Below are 19,857 nucleotides of genomic sequence, written 5' to 3'. Positions count from 1 at the left end.
TCAGAGATTCAGCCCGGTGCCGTGCACGCCGTGCTCGTCGATGAGCGCCAACTCGTCGGCGGTGAAATCCGGGAACTGCAGTGCCTGCACGTTGTGATCGAGCTGCCAGGTGGAGCTCGCACCGATCAGCGCCGAACTCACGGCCGGCTGCCGCAGCACCCACTGCAACGCCAACTGCGCCAACGACTGCCCCCGCGCCTCCGCCAGCTTGTTGAGCTCGTTGGCGCGCTGACGGTAGGTCTCGTCGATGACGTCCGGTGACAGGAACGTGCTGTTCACGGCACGTGCGCCGTCCGGGATCGACTCCAGGTACTTGTTCGTCAACAAGCCTTGCGCCAGAGGTGAATACACGATCAATCCGAAGCCATCCTGCTCGGCGAGATCGAGCAGCCCGTTCTGCTCCACCCGTCGATCGAAGATCGAGTAGCGCGGCTGATGGATGAGCAGCGGAACGCCGGCCTCACGCAGCAACTCGGCGATCTGATGGGCGCGGTCCGGCTGATAATTCGAGATGCCGACGTACAGCGCCTTGCCCTGCTGCACAGCGGAGGCGAGTCCGCTGACGGTCTCCTCGAGCGGCGTCGACTCATCCGGGCTGTGGTGATAGAAGATGTCGACGTAGTCGGTGTCGAGGTCCCGCAGACTGTGCTCGAGCGACGCCAACAGCGACTTGCGCGAACCGCCCTTCTGGTAGGGGCTCGGGCCGATCGCGTTGCCCGCCTTGGTCGACAGGATGATCTCGTCGCGGTAGGGCGCGAGGTCCTTGGCCAACACCCGACCGAAATTCTTCTGCGCGGCGCGGTGCGGCGGACCGTAGCGGTCGGCGTTGTCGAAGTGGGTGATCCCCAGATCGAAGGCGTGCAGGATGATGTCGCGCTGCGTCTCGAACGGGTAATCGGTGCCGAACTTCTGCCAGAGCCCGAAGGAGAACGACGGCAGGTCCAGTCCGGAGCGGCCGGTGCGGCGATAGGGGAGCTTCTCGTAGCGCGACGGCTCCGCGGTGTAGGTGAGTTCGGTGGGTCCATAGTTTGCCATGGGGGACAGCGCCTTTCGGTAGGAGATCGAAGATCGGTGAGTGGATGAGGGGGTGAAAGCAGAAGACCTACGACGCCCGACGCAGCGCCGCGGGCTGCAGTGACGGGGTATCACGACCGGTATCGCGGTCGTGGAATTGCGTTCCGGGTTCGACGATGCCGTCGATCCGATCGAGGATGGCATCGTCGAGACGTACGTCGACGGCCTTGAGGTAGGTCTCCAGGTGCTCCTGCGTGCGCGGGCCGATGATCACCGAGCTGACCGCGGGATGATCAGCGCGAACGCGATCGAGAGCTCGATCAACGACAGGCCGTTCTCCTCGGCCAGCGCGGCCAGGGCATCCGCCGCCTGCAGCTTGCGCTGATTCTGCGCCGCCGCGACGTCGAACCGACCCGGGATGAGATCGGCACGCGCCGACGCCGGCTGATCGCCGCCGACCCGATACTTCCCGGACAGCCACCCCGCGGCCAACGGTCCGTAGGAGAGCACTCCGACGCCGTAACGCCGGACGACCGGGAACACCTCGCGCTCGACCCCGCGCACCAACAGCGAGTACGGCAGTTGCTCGGTGTGCGGCGCGATCAATCCGTGCTTCTCGGCCAGCCAGTGCGCTTCCACCTGCTGATGCGCGGGGAAGACCGAGGTGCCGTAGTACAGGATCTTGCCCTGCGTGATCAGACCGTTGAGCGTCTGAAGTGTTTCCAGCAGTGACGTGTGCGGGTCCGGCCGGTGGGCCTGATACAGATCGATCCGGTCTGTGCCGAGGCGCCGCAGACTGTCGTCGACGGCCCGGGTGATCCAGCGTCGGGAGTTGCCCGCCCGGCGCGGGTCGTCGCCGATCTGCCCGTGGAACTTGGTCGCGAGGAACACCTCGTCGCGGCGTCCCGCGAGCGCCTTCCCGACGATCTCCTCGGAGGTGCCCTGCGCGTAGACGTCGGCGGTGTCGACGGAGGTTATGCCGGCGTCGAGCGCGGCATGGATGATTCGGATGCTCTCATCCTCCTGCTGCCACCGCCCGAAGTTCATGGTGCCCAACGTCAATGGGGTGATGGGCACTCCGGTGCGCCCCAGGGTGCGGGTGACCTCGATGGTCATGACTTCCTCTCGATGGTGCCACGGGTCCCGATGGGACCGGGATAGGTCGGGTTCAGAACAGCCCACTCGTGGGTGGTTCCTCGCCGGTGAGGTGATACGCCCCGGCGACCGCGGCCTTCCACTGCCGCGGATTGTGATTGGCCGCGGTCCGGGCGTTGCGCCAGTGCCGATCGAATCCGAGATCACGGTTGGTGATGGACCCGCCACCCACGTCGAACAGCAATTCCGATGCGCGCAAGGCGGATTCGATCGCGACGACCCCGGCCTGAGCGACCACGACGGCGGCCTCCGCACCCGCCCGCCGAGCGTCGTCACCGGTCAGCCCGCGCACCGTCTGCAATGCCTCCGCACCGAGCAACACGACGGCCCGTGCCGCCTGCGCCCGCGCGGCGATCTCCCCGACGGTCTGGCGGACATACGGATCGTCGACGCTGCTCTGCGCGCTGCTGTGCTTGATCGGTCGCGCCTTCTCCCGGGTGAACCACACCGCGTCGTCGAGAGCCCGCGCCGCGATACCCGCCTGCACCGCGGCCAGATACAGCTGCGCGAACGATCCGAGCCAAGGGTTGTCCGGGGTGGCCTCGCCGACGATCACGACCTCGTCGTCGGAGACCCGCACATCGGTCAGCCGCGTCGAACCGCTCTGCGTGAGCCGTTGACCGATGGCGTCGAAATCATCGAGCCGTTCGACGCCGCTGCGATCGGTGGGGAGGGTGAAGCGGATCGTCGTGCCGTCGTCGGTGATGGCCTGCGCCGAGAAGTACGACGCGTAGAGCCCGCCCGTCGAATAGTACTTGCGGCCGTTGATCACATATCCGCCGTCGATCCGACGCGCCGTCGTGGACACACTGCCGCTCGCACCGCCATTGCGTTCGTTACCGGTGCCCGCGAACAGTGCCCCGGTACGCAGGCGCGCCAGGTTGATCTCACGCAGCGGCAGATCCGAGCGCCCCGCGATCTGGTTGGCCAGCAAGAATGACGCGCGAAGAGACTGTGCCACATTGGAATCCGCGCGTGCGATGTCGATGATCACCTCCACCACGTCGCGGATGCTGCCGCCCGCACCACCGTCGTCGACGGCGATCCCGGTCAGCACGACACCGGACGCGCCGAGCGAGCGGACATCGTCGAAGGCGTAATCCCGGCTGTCTTCCCGTACGCGGGCCGATGCGGCGATCCGCTCCAGTGCCGGGGCGATCGCTGATCGTATTCCGTTGACGGACAGAATGGTTGGTGTGTCGATGTCGACTGCGGTCATCGCAGTACCTCCTCGTGGCGGGGAAGGCCAGGGGCCTCGTCGGGAACGCGCAGACCCAATGCCTGCCGCAGATGCCGGGGTGTCTCGCGCCCGATGCGGGTCACGATGTTGCGGAGCACCGCGATGGTGTCCTCGGGCCGATCGCGATGCACGAGGACGACGCCGTCGACGGTCGTCGAGGCCAGCGCCTGCAGGAGTGGATCGGCGTCGTCCACATCGAGACGAGCCAGCAACGCGACCTCTCGGCGGTGACGTCCGATTCGGTCCAGCGCCGCCGACAGCGCGACATCCGCGCCGTCGATCTCGGTGTGATCGACGATCACCGCATCCGCGATGGCCGCCGGCCGATCCCAGTGAAGTGTCGGTACATCGGTCGCGACGAGCACCGGCCGGCCCTGCGGCGATGACGGTCCATCGAGAGGTCCTGCGACGGAATAGAATTCACCGACATGATCGATCGGCTGGATGAGCGCGTCATCGGCCACGATCGCCGCGTCCTGATCGCCGAGGAGCGCCTGGACCGGGAACGACTCCCACAACTCGGTGAGGACACCGGCATACTCCGACCACCTGCGCGCCGACGCCGAGTCGGAGTCGGCCCCGCCGCCGTCCGAGCCGACCTCGCCGGTGACCTCATCGCCCGCCCCGGGACGCAGGGCGAGCCCGACGAAGCCGCCGGTGGCCCGGTGGAAAGACAGGATGCGGCGCGCCAGGTTGAACGGCGCGTTACCAGTGGTGGGTACGTCGACGATGTAGCCGATCCCGCCGTATGCGCCGGCGAGATACGCGCCGACCGTCGACGGATCGAGGGTGGGCGGGTGTCCGGGTCCGCGGTCGACGAGGCGGATCGCGGTCACCCCTGCGTCGCGGGCGGCATCGACGAGGCGTTCGGCGTCGGTCACGGTCACCTGATCCGGCGAATCACCCACGGCCAGTTCGAGAACAACGGTCATGTACAGGGTTCCTTAGCGTGCGCTGACGAGGGTTGCGGCCGGTGTGGAACGCAGCTGCGGCACCGGGAGTCCCAGATGGCCGCGCAGCGTCGTGCCGTCGTAGTCGGTGCGGAACAATCCGCGCCGCTGGAGTTCGGGGACGAGCTGCTCGGCGAAGTCGTCGAAGCCGGAGGGCAGCACGTCGGGCATCACGTTGAAGCCGTCGGCCGCCTCCGCGCGGAACCAGCGTTCGATGTCGTCGGCAACCTGCTCCGGCGTACCCACGACGATCCGGTGCCCACCGCCCCCGGACAGCTTCTTGAGCAGCTGCCCGAGTGTCGGATTCTCGCGGTCGATGATCTCGCGCACCACCCGGTAGAAGGTCTGCGATCCGCCCGCCTCGTCGGGATCGACGAGAAGGTCACGCGGCAGCGGCTCGGCATCGTCGAGGCCGTCGAGGGAGAAGCCGAGTTGTCCGGAGAGTCGTTGTCGGGCATAGGCATCGGGTAGTAGCGCGTCGAGCTGCTCGCGCCGCTCCCACGCTTGCGCCTCCGTACTGCCGAGCACCGTCGACAATCCGGGCAGCACCACGATCTCATCCGGATCGCGCCCGAACGACGCCGCGCCGTCGCGTAGTTCGGTGCGGAACGCGCGGGCGCGGTCGAGCTCCTGATCCGCGGAGAAGATCACCTCGCCGACTCGTGCGGCAAGTCTCTTGCCGTCGCTGGAGCCGCCGGCCTGCACCACCACCGGGCGGCCCTGTGGCGAGATATGCGACGTCCGCGCATCCCAGGACGCGACGACGCGGTCGACGAGATCGGCGGCTCGCCGGTAGCGCAGGGCGTGATCGGGTTCGCGGTCGCGGCCGAAGTTCCGGGCGGCGATCGGCCCGGCGGTCGTCACCACATTCCACCCGAAGCGGCCGCCGCTCAGATAGTCGAGATCGCCGAGGCGGCGGGCGAGTTCGTCGGGATCGTTGTACGACGAGGACAACGTGCCGATCAGCCCGATGTTCTCCGTCTGCGCGGCGATCCGGGCCAGCACCGACGTCGGCTCGAGATTGTTCCCGGTCCGGTGGCGGATGCTCGGGTCGAGGAGCGGCCCGTCGGCGAGGAACACCGCGTCGAGGCGAGCCTGCTCGGCCTTGCGCGCGATCGACGTGTAGTGCTCGATGCGATAGCTCGCCAGCCCGTCGGTCCCGGGGAACCGCCACGATCCACCGAACACCCCGGCGTTGAGGATGTTGACGTTGAGATGCAGCTGCCGGCTCATCGCGTGATCCCCTCGGCATCGACCCCGCCGGCATCGGCCCCGCCGGCCCCGACCGACGGCTTCCCGGCGTAATACCCGGACTCCGGGCCGACGCCGTTGACCACGTAATCGCCGACGACGCGTGGCTTGTAGATCACCGGATTGTGGGAGGCCAACGTCCGCGCGTTGCGCCAATGCCGGTCGAGGTGAACACCGTTGCGGGCCGTCGACGATCCGCCCGCGTCGAACGCGGCGCTCGCCGCGTCGAGAACGGCGTCGATCACCGCGATCTGCGCCGCCGACGTCGTGATGTAGGCGTCGACGAAATCCTCCTCGGTGCCCGCCGCGTGTGCACCCTGCAGTGCCGTCGCCGCGGTGCGCAGCAACGATTCCGCAGTGACCGCCCGAGCCTGCAACCGGCCGATCACCGCCAGCACGTCCGGATCGGTGCTCGCGTCCTGGGTCAGCGCGTGACGACTGGTGCGGGTGCGCCCCCGGACGATCGCGGTGGTCTCGGCGACGATCGAGCGCGCGATGCCGGTGAGGTTGGCCAGATGCACGATCTGCACGAACGAGTCCAGGCCGCGCAGCGACTCGCGGTAGGCGCCCACGTCGCCGAACGGTTCCACCGGCACATCGGTGAGGACGGTTGTTCCACTGCCGGTCTGCCGTTGCCCGATCCCGTCCCAGTCGTCGACGTGCTCCACGCCGGGATGCCGGGCGGGCAGCACCGCGAAACCGCGGGTGCCGTCGTCGTCGAGGACGGCGGTGCGGATGTAATCGGCGAAGCGCGATCCCGTCGAGTAGAACTTGGTTCCCGAGACGACGCGGACACTGTCGTCGTCGAGCCGGATGCGCGTCGTGATGGTGCCCCAACCGGCGCCGTCGCCGACGCCGGCGACCTGTGCCGACGGCTCGGACTGCGCGTTGCCGAACACGGCTCCTGCGGCGACCTTTGTCAGCCAGTGGCGTCGGATCTCCGGATCGGCCTCCTGACGCAGGATCTCGGTGGTGGTGAAGTGACCCCGCCAGATCTGCGGCACATTCGAATCCGCCTGTCCCGCTTCGGCAAGCAGGTCGAACAGGGTGGGCAGATCGACGTCGAATCCACCGAACTCGCGGGGTACGCGCAGCGTGCCGAAGCCTGCGTCGGCCAGTTTCCGGATCAACGCGTCGGGGTGCTCGTGATGCAGATCGCGCTCGCCGGCACCGACGGCCAACTCGGCGAACACCTCCCGGATGCGCACCAGCGCGTCGTCGAATGTGGCGGGGTGTGCGGTCATGACGGGGACCTTCCATCGAGGGCGACCAGATCGCGTCCGGCGATCGCGGAGAGGAGTCCGACGGTGTAGTCGTCGGTGGGGGAGGAGAAGACCTGATCGACGCTGCCCTGCTCGACGATGCGTCCCTGCCGCATGACGACGACCCGGTCGGAGATCGCGGCCACCGCGGACAGATCGTGCGAGATGAACACGTACGTCAGGCCGCGCTCACGCTGCAGCCGCTCCAGCAGTTCGAGGATCTGTGCGGCCACCGAGACGTCGAGCGCGGAGATCGGCTCATCGAGCACCAGTACCCGTGGCTCCACGACCAGTGCCCGCGCGATCGCGACCCGCTGGCGTTGCCCGCCGGAGAGTTCCCGCGGGTGTCGATCGATGAAGTCGGCGGGGAGAGCGGCGGATTCGAGTGCGGCGACGACGCGCTCACGCAACGCACGACGCCGCGCGCGCTTGGAGAAGCGACCGATCCAGGGCATCCCGTCGTCGAAGGCGACAAGGGGTTCGGCGACGACGTCGAACACGTCGAACCGCGGATCGAACGACGAGTACGGATTCTGATAGACGATCTGCACGTCGCGACGCAGTGGGCGAAAGCCGCGACGCCCAAGTCCGGTGATCTCGTTGTCCAACAAGGTTACTCGGCCGGCGGTCGCCGAGGTCAGGCCGGTGAGGATGCGCGCCGTCGTCGTCTTTCCGCTGCCCGATTCGCCGACGATCGACAGCGTCTCGCCCGCCCGGACGGAGAACGAGATGCCGTCGACGGCGGGGAATTCGCCGTACTCCTTGCGCAGATCGGTCACCTCGATGACCGGCGGTGCGTCCGCGGGCGGCGCCGGCCGATCGTTGCGCAGCGTGCGCGACGGCACAGCGGCGAGGAGGCGTCGGGTGTATTCGTGCTGTGGTGCGGCGATGACCTCGGCGGTCGCGCCGATCTCCACCAGCCTGCCCTGCTGCATCACCCCGATCACGTCCGAGCGATCCGCTGCGACACCGAGATCGTGGGTGACGAGCACGATGCTCGTCGATAACCGTTCCCGCAGGCTGTCGATGAGATCGAGGACCTGCTTCTGCACCGTCACATCGAGGCCCGACGTCGGCTCGTCGGCGATGATCAGATCGGGATCGCCGGCCACCGCCGCGGCGATCAGCACCCGTTGACGCATCCCGCCGGAGAGCTCATGTGGATACTGGCGGAACCGGCGTTGCACATCGGTGAAGCCGACGAGCTCGAACAGTTCGTACACGCGCTCGCGGCGGGCGTCGGCGTCGAGATCGGTGTGCAGGCGCAGCACGTCCTCCACCTGATGTCCCACCCGCCGAACGGGATCCAGCGAGACCGTCGGGTCCTGCGGGATCAGCGCGATCGATCGGCCGCGCAGATCCCGCCACTGCTTGCCGGTGTACGTGGTGAGGTCCTCGCCGCGGAAGGAGATCGATCCCCCGGTGACGGCGCCGTTGCCGGGCAGCAACCCGAGGATGGCGTGACCGGTCGTCGTCTTGCCCGAGCCGGACTCGCCGACGAGGGCGAGGACCTGGCCGGGCTCGACGTCGAAGGAGATGTCGTGCACGACGTCGCGGTGCTGATGTTTGACGCGATAGCCGACGGTCAGCCCGCGGACGGAGAGCACCGGGGATGAAGCAGTCATGATGCACTCCGTCGGGTGAGGTGTCGCGAGATGTGATTGGTGGACAGCACCACCGCGACGATGGCCAGCGCGGGGTACAGGGTGAGCCAGCCACGGGTGGCGATGTACTTACGGCCATCGGAGACGAGCAGTCCCCACTCCGGATTCGGCGGCTGCGCCCCGAGTCCGAGGAAGCTCAGCGACGCGATCCAGATGATCGCGATCCCGAGTTGCACGGTGATCAGGGAGATGGTGGGCGCCAACGAGTTCGGCAGCACATGCCGGAGCAGGATCGCCGGGGAGGTGGCGCCACTGGTGATGGCGGCCTCCACGTAGTTGCTGGTGCGGACCTTGAGGACCTCGGCGCGGATCAGCCGGGCGAACGTGGCCGCCGACGTCAGTCCGACGGCGAGCGCGGCCGGCACGAGTCCGGTGTGACCGGTCTGCGCGGAGTAGAGCACGACGATGGTGATCGCCAGCAGGAACCCCGGGATGGACAGCACCACGTCGATGATGCGCATCGCCACCGAGTCCGCGAACCCGCCGAACCAACCGGCGACCGCGCCGAACAGCGACCCGACGAGCACGGCCACCGCAACCGCGAGGCTCGCCCCGAGGAGTGATGCACGGGCACCGTAGACGGTGCGCGCGTACAGATCCCGACCCAGCAGGTCGGTGCCGAACCAGTGCTCCGCCGACGGCGGTTGCAGCTTGCTGGCATAGTCGACGGCTATCGGGTCGTAGCCGGTGAAGAGTCCCGGAACCAGCGCCCACGCCACCGCGAGTGAGAACACCGCGATCGCGAGCACCAATCCCCAGTGCCCGCGCACCCATCGTCGAATCACCCGAATCCGACTGTCCCCCTGGGGAAGAACCGAGGTCGACGACCCTGTCGGGGACGCGGACGGGTCCGGTGAGCCCGACGCACCTGTCGATCGGGCTGGGGTGAGGGTCGTCGAACCCCGGCGTCGGGTGCGTGCTTGATCCAGGATCGTCATGGTGTGGCCACCTCCGCCGGCAGCGCCGGACGTGTGGCGCCGGGCAGTGCGGTGGAGGTGGCCGTCCCTCCGCGTACTACCCTGGCGCGCTTGGATTTCTCGTCGACCAGGATGCGCGGGTCGATGAACGGATATGCGATGTCGACGAGCAGGTTGACCGCCACGTAGATGGCCGCGGCCAGGATCACCACGCCGGAGACGACGGGCAGATCCTGCGTGCTCACCGCGGCCACCGTGAGCTGCCCGATGCCGGGCCGGGCGAAGACGGCTTCTGTCACCACCGACCCGGCGATCAGCTCACCGCAGGCGAGGCCGAGGAGCGTCAGCACCGGCAGCGACGAATTACGCAGCACGCCCCGGCCGAAGATGTAGCGCTCGCCGGCGCCCCGCGCGGTGAGCACGTGCACGAACGGCTGCGACCGCGTGGAGCCGATCGACGACGCGAACACCTGCGAGAGTGGCGCCGCCACAAGGATTCCCAGGGTGATCGCCGGAGCGATCACCGCGAGGAAGCTGCCGTCGTCGGATGCCGGGATCAGGTGCAGCCGGAACGAGAAGAACTGCAGCAGCAGGATGCCGATCACAAAGGTCGGCACCGACGCGAACAGCGGTGGCACCGCCTGCAGCGCGCTGCGCAGCCCCGGGGACGGCACATAGTTGATGCCGAGGGCGACCGCCGCCGAGATCACCAGACCGAACAGCAGTGCCAGCCCCGTCAGTGCCAGCGTCGACGGCAGTGCGTCGGCCAGCATCTGCCGGACGGGGGTGCCCGTCGTCAACGAGTACCCGAAGTCGCCGTGCAGCACCCCGGACAGACCGCTGAGGTACTGCTGCCACAGCGGCCGGTCCAGGCCGTAGTACTCGAGCAGCGTCTGGGCGGCCTCCGGCGAGATCTGCGCCTCCGGATCCTGGATGCGGTTGTTCACCGAATCCCCGGGCAGCGCACTGAGCAAGATGAACGCCAGGGTGTAGGCGGCCAGCAGGACCAGTGCGGCCTGCCCGATTCTGCGTGCGATGTAGTGACGCATGTCAGTTCCTTCAGTTCCTTCGGTTCCCGGGGCGGCGGTGTGCGCCTACTGGGTGACCCAGGTGTCGTAGAGCCAGGAGCGGCCGGTGGATTCGGTGGTGAATCCGTGCACGCCCGATGCGAGACCGAAGACTTGCGTCTCGTCGTAGAGCGGGATGGAGTAGCCCTCGGTGAAGATGTGATCCTCGATCGCCTGGATCGCGGCCTTACGCTTCTCCGGATCGAACTCCGCGGCCTGCGCGTCGAGCAGCTGATTGAGCTTCTCGTCGGGTCGGTAGTTCTCGGTGACGTTCTGTCGGTCGGTCTGGTACGCCGTCCGCAGCACACCCGGATCGGCCGTCGACGTCTGGCCCTGGGTGAAGTACCAGTCCTTCCCCGACGCCAACTGCGCCTGATAGTCCGTGAGCGACGGGTTCGTCAGCGTGATCTCCACGCCGGCCTTCTTCCACTGCGACTGGACCACCTCGAGCACCGACTGCGACACCTGATAGAACGGCGCGATGCGGATCGGAAAGCTCAGGCGCTGAACGTCTTTCACGCGGATGCCGTCGGCCCCGGGCTTCCAGCCCGCCTGATCGAGGAGCTGCTTGGCCTTGTCCAGGTCATAACCGAGATACGACGACGCGTCGCCGCGCAGCGGAGTGCCCTTCACGAGTGCGCCCGTCGGGATCGGATAGTTCGACGACAGGGCCGTCTTGTTGATCTCGGCGCGGTCGGTGGCCGCCTGCAACGCGAGGCGGACGTTGCGGTCCTGGGTCGGCGCCTTGGGGTCGGCCAGGTAGACGGTCAGGTCATTGGTCTCGCCCTGCACCGGGATCGCGATGAGTTTCCCACCACCGCCGCTGACGGTCTCCTCGTCGTACGGAGCGATGTTCCGGGCGATCTGCGCCTCACCGGATTGCAGTGCGCCCACGCGGGTTCCGGCCTCGGGGACCGTCTTGAACACCAGCTTCTCCAGGTAGGCCTTGCCACTGTGTGCGGAGCCCTCGGCTGCCCAGTTGTAGTCGTCGCGGCGTTTGAGGGTGATGCCGGTGGTGCCGTCGACCGAGTCGACGGTGAACGGTCCGGTGCCGACGATGTTGGAGGCGTCGCCCTGACCGTTGAGATCCTTCTCCAGATAGGACTTCCCCAGGATCGAGCTGGCCCGGTAGTTGGAGAGGATCTGGATGAAGCCGGCGTTCGGCTTGGACAGCTTCACCGTCACCGTCTTCGGATCGACGACATCGGTGCCCACATAGTCCGACCAGAACGGATCCTTGGTGATCCCGAGCGCTTCGTCGCCGTTGCCGTGCTGATCGAAGTTGGCCTTCACGATCGCCGCGTCGAACGGCGTGCCGTCACTGAAGGTGACCCCGTCGCGCAGATGGAACGTGTAGGCGAGGTGATCGTCGCTGATCTCCCACTTGGTGGCCAGCCAGGGCTTGTAGTCGCCGGTGGACGGGTCCTGCCAGATGAGGCGTTCGGTGAGGTTGTTCGTCACCTGGCTGTTGGACCAGATGGAGTTGGACGAGGTCCACGCGTCGTACTGCACCGGATCGAAGAAGGTGAGGGTCCCGCCGAACACCGGGGTGCCGCCGTCGTCGGAACCCGACGATCCGCCGCCGCAGGCGGCCAGCGCCGTCACCGCGACTGCCGCCACCGCCGACGCCGTCAGTGCACGTCGAAATCGTTTGGTGCTCAATGGATGTGGTCCTCTCCGGGGATGCAGGTCATGCGAAGGAATGGCGCAGCGTCCGGTGATCCGGGCTGCGACCGAGTCCCCGAGAGCCAACCATCCCGACGCTCGCCGAGTCATCTTTTTGATTCAGGCTGAGCGCAAACGGAGCTTGTGGCGCTGTGCCGCAGTAGTTTTCGCAGGGAAGAGAATTCAGGTGAGAGGACGTCTGCCATGGCGGTCAGTGTTGCCGCGTACCCATCCGCGGCGCCGGAGGTCGATGCCGCCGATGAAATCCCGGTGGTCGCAAAGGTTGCCGAGTACGCGGATGCGGTGTTGTTGCCCGACGCCCTGCGCGCCGACCGTGAGGGTGTCTCGCCGGATCGGGTGGGCGAGTTCGCCTCGGTCAATCTCTTGAATCACGGTGCGCCGAAGGCCTTCGGAGGTGCGGACGCCTCGCGCGCCGCTGATCGTCGTATCCACGAGATCCTGTCCGGTGCCTGCTTCAACACCTGGCTGATCTGGGCTCAGCACGGGCCGGTCGTCGGCAAGCTCGCCACCGAGTACGCCGCCGGCGCGGACCTGTCCGAGCGTGCCCTCGACGTACTGCATGGCAGGTTGCTCGTCGGCGCCGCGATCAGTGACGTCCGGAGATTCCCGGACCGCTTCGTCGAGGCCACCCGCGTGCCCGGCGGGTGGCGCCTGGACGGCACCGTCTCCTGGTTCAGCGGGTGGGGACTCAACTCGGCGATCTTCATCGCCGCCGTCGAACGGGCAACACAGACGGTGGTGACCTCCCTGGTGCCCATCGACGAGCACGTCACCGCCACGCCGCTCGCGCTGAGCGCGCTCGGCGGCAGCCGCACGCAACGCGTGCGGGTCGACGGCCTCGTCGTCGACGACGCCGATGTCATCAGCAGACAGTCCCTCGACGACTGGCGGCGCGACGATGTCGACACCGTCAGCGATGCGCGCCCACAGCATTTCGGGCTCGCGCACCGTGTTCTCGCCGAGTTGGCCGCAGAACGTGAGCCCGCCGCCCGTGCGGTCGCGCAGCGGTGGGCGCCGCGTGTCGCGCAGATCCGCGCCGACGCCTACGGACTCGCCGACGAGGCCAAGAAGGTCGACGGCCCGTACCGTACCGCCGACCGTCTCGCGGTGAAAACCGCCAGCGGAGAGGCACTTTCGACGCTGACGCGGGCACTGGTCATCGCACGCTCCGGACACGGCATCGATCTTCATGACACAGCCCAGCTCCACGCCCGCTCCGCCCTCTTCGTCCTCGTCCAGGGGCAGAACGCCGATGTCCGCCGAGCGCAACTCGAGCACCTCGCCTGAACCGCACAGAGTCTGAAACGTACAGAGCCAGAAACGCACAGAAGAGATCCATGAGCAGCGAATTCCTTTGGTACATACCGAATCAGATCGATCCCGGCCATCGGGGCGACGCCACCGTCGACGGGCACAACAGTCTGGACATGTTGACCGAGCACGCCCAGGCGCTCGAGGCGAGCGGGTGGACCGGTGCGCTCCTCGGTACCGGGTGGGGGCGGCCGGATACGTTCACCGTTGCCACCGCGCTGGCAGCGCGCACCACCACTTTCGAGCCGCTCATCGCGGTCCGCCCGGGATACTGGCGGCCGGCCAACTTCGCGACGGCCGCGGCGACTCTCGATCACCTGACGGGTGGCCGTGTCCGCGTCAACATCGTGTCCGGCAAGGATGACCTCGCCGCGTATGGCGACGCCGACGGCGATCAGGCCGACCGGTACGCGCGGACCCGCGAGTTCATCGCGTTGGTCCGCAAACTCTGGACCGAGGAGAACGTCACCTACCGTGGCGAGTACTTCGGCGTGGAGAACTCCACCGTTGTCCCGCGCATCACCCCGCGGGAGGGGCGCACGCATCCGACGCTGTACTTCGGGGGTGCCTCGGAGGCGGCGGAGCGGGTGGCGGCCGCCGAGGCCGATGTCCAGCTGTTCTGGGGTGAACCGCTCGACGGTGTGGCCGAACGCATTGCCCGGCTCAAGGAACTCTCGGAAGAGGTGGGTCGCGAGCACGAGCCCCTCGAATTCGGTTTGCGCATCACCACTTTCGTACGCGACACCACCGAGCAGGCGTGGGCCGAGGCCGAGGAGAAGGTCAGGGGCTTCGCCGATCGCGGGGCCTATGGTCAGAATCCGCACCGCAAGGTGGCTGTCGGCCAGCAGCGATTGTTCGAACTCGCCTCTCGCGGTGAGGTTCTCGACGACAATTTGTACACCACTCCCGGCCGCTACGGCGGTGGTGGCGCCGCGACGACCTGGCTGGTGGGCTCCCCGGACGATGTCGCGAAGTCGTTGCGGAAGTATCAGGATCTGGGGATCACGCATTTCGTGCTCTCCGATACCCCGTATCTGCGCGAGATCGATCGCCAGGGCCGGCAGTTGTTGCCGTTGCTCCGGGGATGACCGCCGAGCAGACCCTTCCTCTCCTCGCTTCCCCTCGCTCTGATGTCGTCAATCGGCATCTGCTGGCCGCGGTCTTCGCTGTCTCCAACACCACCGCTTATGTCGCGCTGATCCAGATCCTGCCGGTCGTCATCGACGCGATGGCGGCCGATCTGGGTGTGTCGCGGACGGCGGTGGCCGGTGCGCAGACGGTGTCGACCCTCATGGGTGCTCTCGCCGCATTCCCCATCGGGCGGTTGATGGATCGACATGGCGGGCGCGTGTTGATGACGGCCGGATCGCTCATCGGTGTTGTCGCCGTGGTGATCTGGTCGCAGGCCTCGTCGTTGGTGATGCTCTACGGGGCGTTCACACTCGTCGGCCTGGCGATCGCGATGTCCACTTACGAGGCCGCGTTCGCGGTCATCGTCGTGGCCACCGAGTCGACCCACCGTGACCGCACGATCCTCACCGTCACCATGATCGCCGGACTCTCCACCTACCTCGTCTATCCGTTGCTCGGCTGGATGAACGGCGAGTGGGGCTGGCGCACAACACTCCTCGTCCTGGCCGGAGTCCTCGCGGCGACCGCGGTTCCCGGCCATCTCTGGGTCATCCCGTCGCGGGCGGTGCACCGCGGTCGTGTGACGTTGCAGGCAGGTGTCCCGATCGGCGCCGCGCTGCGTCAGCCACGCTTCTGGTATCTGCTGGTGGCGTTTGTGGGGCAGGCGGGCTCCGTCGCGGCGTTCTTGCTGTTGGTGATCTCGTATCTGCTGTCCGTCGGCCATTCGGTGCTGGTGGCGACCTCGATCCCCATCTCCATCGGCGCCATGCAGATCCTGTCACGGTTGGCACTGGTCACGGTGTTGCGGCGTGTGCCGATCACCCCGATCACCTGCGGAGCGTTCGCCCTCCAGGGCGCCGGATTGTTGACGCTCCCGTTGGTCGGCCTTTCGGTTCCGCTCACCGTGCTCTGCGTGTCGGCGGTCGGGATCGGCCAGGGGATCGGCGTGATCGCCCGGCCCTCCATCGTCGCCGATCACTTCGGCGTCGCACACTTCGCCACCGTCCTCGCGGCGATCACCGTCCCCATGGCGCTCGCCCGAGCCGGTTCGCCCCTCCTCGGCGCATGGCTCGGCGACTGGCGATTTCTGGTGATCTGCGGGATCGTCGCGCTGATCGCATCGGCGGCTCTGCTCCCGATGGTTCGGACCTCCCCGGTTCCGGCCCCGCATGGTTAGTGATTGTCCGCTCTGTGCGACAGATTCCTGAGCCGTCGGCTTTGCTGTCTATCCACTCCTTGCGACAGATCTCGGCTGCCGCGACAGGTGTCGCACAGAGCGGACACTTGCCTACGTCGTGGTGTCGACAGTGTCGCAACGAGTGGACATCTGGGTACCGCGCCGACCCACGCCACGAAGTTCCGGAGTCGACCGGCGACGCGAGTTCGTCTGCGCGCCCATTGAGATCGCGTGGCACACGCCGTGCTCGAGCCAGTCGGTCCAGATCGCCGACGTCGTGGCGGCGTGGTGGAATCCGATCGTCATGGTGATCACCTCCTGCGGTGGAGCATGATCTGAGGGTGCGCCTGCATTCGCGCGCGGGCACGCGTAGTGCGCTACCCGAAAGTCAGCGCATCACGCCGTCACAGCACCAGTGGTCTACGCAGGAATCCGGTGATGGCGACGGTGTCGGCGTCGGAGACGTGATCGGAGCCGTCGGGAGTGTCGCGCAGGAAGTAGCAGGGGCTGGTGAGGGTGGCGCGCACCTGCTCGGGCGCACCGGTGACGTCCACACCGAACACGTCGCTCGTGCCGCCCTCCTGGACGAGGTTCCACTGGATGGGCAGATCGTCGAGTGCTGCGCGGGCGTCCTTGGCGGTGAGGGTGGCCGACGTGTCGAACGGGAGGTCGGCGACGTAGCTCACGCCGTTGAACTTCGCGCGCGGTCTCAGGTAGAAACTCTTGGCGACGCACGGCTCCCACGCCTCGGTGCCGTCGTCGTCGGGAGTTGCTGTGCGCGTGGCCAATTTGTTGGCGATCGAGGTCATCAGCGCGTGGCCGGCGGTGCGTACCTCGGTGGCCTGGGTGGCAGTCAGGGGTGCGCTGTCGTCGACGATGGCGGAGTAGCCGGGGGTGGGGGAGTCGACGGCACGCGAGCAGCCCGCCAGTAGCGCCGACACCACCACCAGCACCGGGATGAACACGAGCACCCCGGCATGCGTGCGCGAGAACATGGAGCGAGTCTAGGCGACCGTCGTCCGCTGTCCCGGCGTCTCGGGAGTCCGGCCGTTTCGCCGCGTGCGTGACGTCGGCGGGGATACGCTGAGCGCACCCGAGACTCCGCGGAAGGACCCGCCATGATCGTGAGCGTCAACAAATCCGGTGGCGTCGCGGGCGTCTTCGAGGACCTCGCGTCCTACGATGTCGCGGAGATGTCCGAGGATCAGCGCGCCGAACTGCAGAAGTTGCTCGGCGACGTCGACTTCTTCGGATTGCCTGCCGATGTCGGTGGCATGCACCCGATTGTCGACGACTTCGCCTACACCGTACGGATCGTCGACGGCGATGTGGCGCACCGTGTTTCGTGGGACAGAACGACGAATGACCCGCCGCTGGAGAAGTTGCGGGCCATCACCCAGCTCATCGTCGACTCCGCGCCCGGTGCCGCGCAGGAGTAGGACTCGGGCGTTCGTGACGGCGTAGGCGCGCCACCGTCCAGAGCGCGATCGCGTAGCCGATGATCGCGAGGATGTCGGAGACGGTAAAACCGTTCGTCGGCGTGAACACGATGAGAGTCGCGCCCTCGATGGATCTTGCTGTCGGCGTGTGCTGTGTCACCTGTGTCCGCGCGTACGGCGAGCTCGCGGGGAGAGTCTGAAGCCCTTTGGCGCGGTGGGCAGGCGCCAGTGGAAGAGCAGGCCGACCAGGCGGAACACCGTCGCCACAATGCTGCCGACCAGCAGGAACACCCAGTTGGGCGCATCGGAGATGTCCTGGCCGACGACGTAGATGGTGGCACCGAGCATTGCCGGGACCGCGTAGAAGTCGGCGGGTTGGAGGAGCAGCGGGACCTCGTTGGCGAGGATGTCACGGAGGATGCCGCCGCCGACTGCGGTCAGTGTGCCGACGACGACGGCCGCGAACATCGACGCGTGGACGTCGATGGCGATGCTCGCCCCGACCGTTGCGAACAGCCCCATGCCGAACGCGTCGAGGACCAGAATCGTGCGCCGCAGCTCGGAGAACGCCGGGTGGAAGAAGAACACCACGAGGCTCGCCACGATCGCGGCGGCGATGTTCCGCCAGTTCTCGATCGACGTCGGCGGGGTGATCCCGAGCAACAGGTCACGCAGAATCCCGCCGCCGACGCCGGTCAACGCGCCGACGGTGATGATGCCCCAGAGATCGAAATCCTTGCGCACACCGAGCAGCGCTCCCGACGCCGCGAACACCGCGATGCCCGCATAGTTCAGGATCTGCAACACCATCACGGTCACCAGTCTGACAGAGCGTGTCACACAACAACATTGACCATCGCGGATTCCGTGTCGACCTCGATTTGTGACGTTGACCCCTCGCTGATCATGCGTCCGCACGGACAGGTAGATTCACTCGCGGTGTCATCTGTTCGGGCGACGCCGGTGGAGGGGTCAACGTCGTGAGTCGATCGCAGGTCAGTGTGTCCGGCGTGGGCATCACGGTGGGTGCTGTGCTCTGTGTGCTGGTGGGTGGCATGGGTGGGGCGACTCTGGGCAAGGGTGATGCGACGGTCGTCTATTCACCACCGACGACGACCACCGTCACCTCGACGCTGACCGAACGCGTCGCGATCTTCACCGACAACACCACCGAAGTCCAGACCGTCACGGTCACCGCCGAACCGGCAGACACGACGGCACGCTGAGGTAGCTATCCCGCGGGTTGTCTATCGCGCGGTTACCTATCCGCGCGGTCATCTAGCCGGCGAACACCAGCGCGATCGCGGTGAGCACGGCCCACGCGAGCATTGCGATCCCGGTCGACGCGAGGGACGGAATCAGCGCGGGACCAGACGCTTTGGCACGAACGGGCGCGATTGCCCGGAGCATCAGCGGCGCCGCCAGCAGGCCGATCAGCGCAACCGGTGTCGCGAGGCACAGCACCACCGAGATCAGCAGTGGCACGAGGACGAGCACCATGAACAGCGTCCGCGTCCGCGTATCGCCGAGGCGCACCGCCAGTGTGACCTTGCCGGACTCCGTGTCGGTGGGAATGTCGCGGAGGTTGTTCACGACAAGCACTGCCGACGAGATCGACCCCACCGCGATCGCGCAGCACAACCCGACCCAGTCGACGCGGCCGGCGGTCACGTACTGCGTTCCGAGGACGGCGACGAGGCCGAAGAACACGAACACCGCGACCTCACCGAGTCCCGCGTATCCGTAGGGGCGTGTGCCACCGGTGTAGAACCACGCGCCCGCGATGCAGATCGCACCCACCAGCACCAGCCACCACGCGGTCGTCAGCGCGAGCACCAGGCCGCACACCCCCGCGATCCCGAAACAGATGAACGCCGCCCGCTTCACGGCTGCGGGGCTGGCCGCGCCGGACCCGACGAGCCGCATCGGACCGACCCGCTCGTCGTCGGTGCCCCGGATGCCGTCGGAGTAGTCGTTGGCGTAGTTCACACCGATGATCAGCGCCAACGACACGATCAACGCCAGCGCGGCCTTCCACCACGAGATATCGCCGAGCCACAACCCGGCCCCCACTCCCGCGACCACCGGAGCGATCGCATTCGGCAGCGTGCGCGGTCGCCCGCCCTCGATCCATTCCTTGGTGCTAGCCACCTGACGATCCTGTCATGGGCCCCGCGATCCCAGATGGTCGAGACGCCATCGCGGACAAGACCCGGGTCACCGTGCGCTGTGACGGATCCGGCGGGGCGAACCCTTCGTCTTCCTCGAAGCCAACCCTTTCAACCCAAGGGACGATAGCGACCTGCATAATTGCGTCGTACGCTGTACTCACGCTTGAGACTCGATGACCGACAAGGCGCGTGTTTCTGCGCGCCGTCGGGGCCGATCAACTGAACTGTAGGGAGCGACGATGCGCGTCTCGAACCGCGCACGTATGCGGCTGCTGGCAGGTGTGGCAGCCCTCGCTGTCCTCGTCTTCCCTGGCAGTCATGCGCGAGCCGCTCCCGACGATCCCGTCGGCGACGCGCCGATCATCGAGTTCAACACGCCCTACGACGCCGACCCTTCCGAGGAACCGTCCGACGAATCGTCG

18 protein-coding genes and 1 pseudogene are annotated in these 19,857 nt (G+C 67.2%); 5 read left to right on the top strand and 14 right to left on the bottom strand.

The window, feature by feature from the left end:
• The 10 genes and pseudogenes from ACZ4TW_RS15030 to ACZ4TW_RS14985 form a co-directional block, all read right to left on the bottom strand.
• A complete protein-coding gene (locus ACZ4TW_RS15030; RefSeq protein ID WP_465543759.1) occupies window positions 1-1,035 on the bottom strand; it encodes an aldo/keto reductase in 1,035 nt (344 codons plus the stop codon).
• A gap of 67 nt (window positions 1,036-1,102) precedes the next feature.
• Window positions 1,103-2,130 (bottom strand): annotated as a pseudogene (locus tag ACZ4TW_RS15025) (aldo/keto reductase).
• A gap of 52 nt (window positions 2,131-2,182) precedes the next feature.
• Complete coding sequence (locus tag ACZ4TW_RS15020; RefSeq protein WP_465543757.1) at window positions 2,183-3,388, bottom strand: acyl-CoA dehydrogenase family protein; 1,206 nt, start codon at window positions 3,386-3,388, stop codon at window positions 2,183-2,185.
• A complete protein-coding gene (locus ACZ4TW_RS15015; protein ID WP_465543755.1) occupies window positions 3,385-4,341 on the bottom strand; it encodes an LLM class oxidoreductase in 957 nt (318 codons plus the stop codon). The genes ACZ4TW_RS15020 and ACZ4TW_RS15015 overlap by 4 nt, the downstream gene beginning before the upstream one ends.
• Before the next feature lie 12 nt (window positions 4,342-4,353).
• Window positions 4,354-5,592: an LLM class flavin-dependent oxidoreductase gene (locus tag ACZ4TW_RS15010; RefSeq protein ID WP_465543753.1), complete on the bottom strand. Its 1,239-nt coding sequence runs from the start codon at window positions 5,590-5,592 to the stop codon at window positions 4,354-4,356.
• Entirely contained in the window at window positions 5,589-6,854 is a 1,266-nt protein-coding gene (locus tag ACZ4TW_RS15005) for an acyl-CoA dehydrogenase family protein (RefSeq protein WP_465543751.1), read from the bottom strand. Before ACZ4TW_RS15005 ends, ACZ4TW_RS15010 begins: the two co-directional genes overlap by 4 nt.
• Window positions 6,851-8,497 carry a dipeptide ABC transporter ATP-binding protein gene (locus ACZ4TW_RS15000; RefSeq protein ID WP_465543749.1) on the bottom strand — a complete coding sequence of 549 codons (1,647 nt, stop codon included), beginning with the start codon at window positions 8,495-8,497 and terminating at the stop codon, window positions 6,851-6,853. Before ACZ4TW_RS15000 ends, ACZ4TW_RS15005 begins: the two co-directional genes overlap by 4 nt.
• A complete protein-coding gene (locus ACZ4TW_RS14995; RefSeq protein ID WP_465543747.1) occupies window positions 8,494-9,321 on the bottom strand; it encodes an ABC transporter permease in 828 nt (275 codons plus the stop codon). Before ACZ4TW_RS14995 ends, ACZ4TW_RS15000 begins: the two co-directional genes overlap by 4 nt.
• Window positions 9,322-9,470: 149 nt before the next feature.
• Window positions 9,471-10,502 carry an ABC transporter permease gene (locus ACZ4TW_RS14990; protein ID WP_465543743.1) on the bottom strand — a complete coding sequence of 344 codons (1,032 nt, stop codon included), beginning with the start codon at window positions 10,500-10,502 and terminating at the stop codon, window positions 9,471-9,473.
• A 45-nt stretch (window positions 10,503-10,547) separates the two neighbouring features.
• Window positions 10,548-12,182, bottom strand: a complete 1,635-nt coding sequence (locus ACZ4TW_RS14985; RefSeq protein WP_465543741.1) for an ABC transporter substrate-binding protein — start codon at window positions 12,180-12,182, stop codon at window positions 10,548-10,550.
• Between the two features lie 207 nt (window positions 12,183-12,389).
• On the opposite strand from ACZ4TW_RS14985, the gene ACZ4TW_RS14980 reads away from it, so the two are divergent.
• From ACZ4TW_RS14980 to ACZ4TW_RS14970, 3 genes are read left to right on the top strand one after another with little or no spacing between them, the layout of a single operon-like run.
• Complete coding sequence (locus tag ACZ4TW_RS14980; protein WP_465543739.1) at window positions 12,390-13,493, top strand: acyl-CoA dehydrogenase family protein; 1,104 nt, start codon at window positions 12,390-12,392, stop codon at window positions 13,491-13,493.
• 50 nt (window positions 13,494-13,543) lie between these two features.
• Complete coding sequence (locus ACZ4TW_RS14975; RefSeq protein WP_465543737.1) at window positions 13,544-14,605, top strand: LLM class flavin-dependent oxidoreductase; 1,062 nt, start codon at window positions 13,544-13,546, stop codon at window positions 14,603-14,605.
• Window positions 14,602-15,825 carry an MFS transporter gene (locus ACZ4TW_RS14970; protein WP_465543735.1) on the top strand — a complete coding sequence of 408 codons (1,224 nt, stop codon included), beginning with the start codon at window positions 14,602-14,604 and terminating at the stop codon, window positions 15,823-15,825. The genes ACZ4TW_RS14975 and ACZ4TW_RS14970 overlap by 4 nt, the downstream gene beginning before the upstream one ends.
• A 111-nt stretch (window positions 15,826-15,936) precedes the next feature.
• Here ACZ4TW_RS14970 and ACZ4TW_RS14965 read toward each other — a convergent pair whose 3' ends face one another.
• Window positions 15,937-16,131, bottom strand: coding sequence for a hypothetical protein (locus tag ACZ4TW_RS14965; protein WP_465543733.1), 195 nt, complete (start codon window positions 16,129-16,131; stop codon window positions 15,937-15,939).
• 98 nt (window positions 16,132-16,229) lie between these two features.
• Window positions 16,230-16,820 (bottom strand): hypothetical protein, encoded by a 591-nt coding sequence (locus ACZ4TW_RS14960; RefSeq protein WP_465543732.1) that lies wholly within the window; start codon window positions 16,818-16,820, stop codon window positions 16,230-16,232.
• Window positions 16,821-16,943: 123 nt separating this feature from the next.
• On the opposite strand from ACZ4TW_RS14960, the gene ACZ4TW_RS14955 reads away from it, so the two are divergent.
• Window positions 16,944-17,264, top strand: coding sequence for a protealysin inhibitor emfourin (locus tag ACZ4TW_RS14955; protein WP_465543730.1), 321 nt, complete (start codon window positions 16,944-16,946; stop codon window positions 17,262-17,264).
• A gap of 156 nt (window positions 17,265-17,420) precedes the next feature.
• On the opposite strand, the gene ACZ4TW_RS14950 is transcribed toward ACZ4TW_RS14955, so the two are convergent.
• Window positions 17,421-18,074 (bottom strand): trimeric intracellular cation channel family protein, encoded by a 654-nt coding sequence (locus tag ACZ4TW_RS14950; RefSeq protein WP_465543972.1) that lies wholly within the window; start codon window positions 18,072-18,074, stop codon window positions 17,421-17,423.
• Between the two features lie 200 nt (window positions 18,075-18,274).
• Between ACZ4TW_RS14950 and ACZ4TW_RS14945 the strand changes: the two genes are divergently transcribed.
• Window positions 18,275-18,490, top strand: coding sequence for a hypothetical protein (locus ACZ4TW_RS14945; protein ID WP_465543728.1), 216 nt, complete (start codon window positions 18,275-18,277; stop codon window positions 18,488-18,490).
• A 52-nt stretch (window positions 18,491-18,542) separates the two neighbouring features.
• Here the strand turns inward: ACZ4TW_RS14945 and ACZ4TW_RS14940 are convergent, their stop codons facing one another.
• Complete coding sequence (locus tag ACZ4TW_RS14940; protein WP_465543726.1) at window positions 18,543-19,415, bottom strand: 1,4-dihydroxy-2-naphthoate polyprenyltransferase; 873 nt, start codon at window positions 19,413-19,415, stop codon at window positions 18,543-18,545.
• Between the last annotated feature and the right edge of the window lie 442 nt (window positions 19,416-19,857).

The organism is Agromyces sp. NPDC029043, from assembly GCF_055564615.1.
The sequence above is the reverse complement of the archived record's forward strand: the minus strand, read 5'-3'. Positions and strand labels throughout refer to the sequence as shown.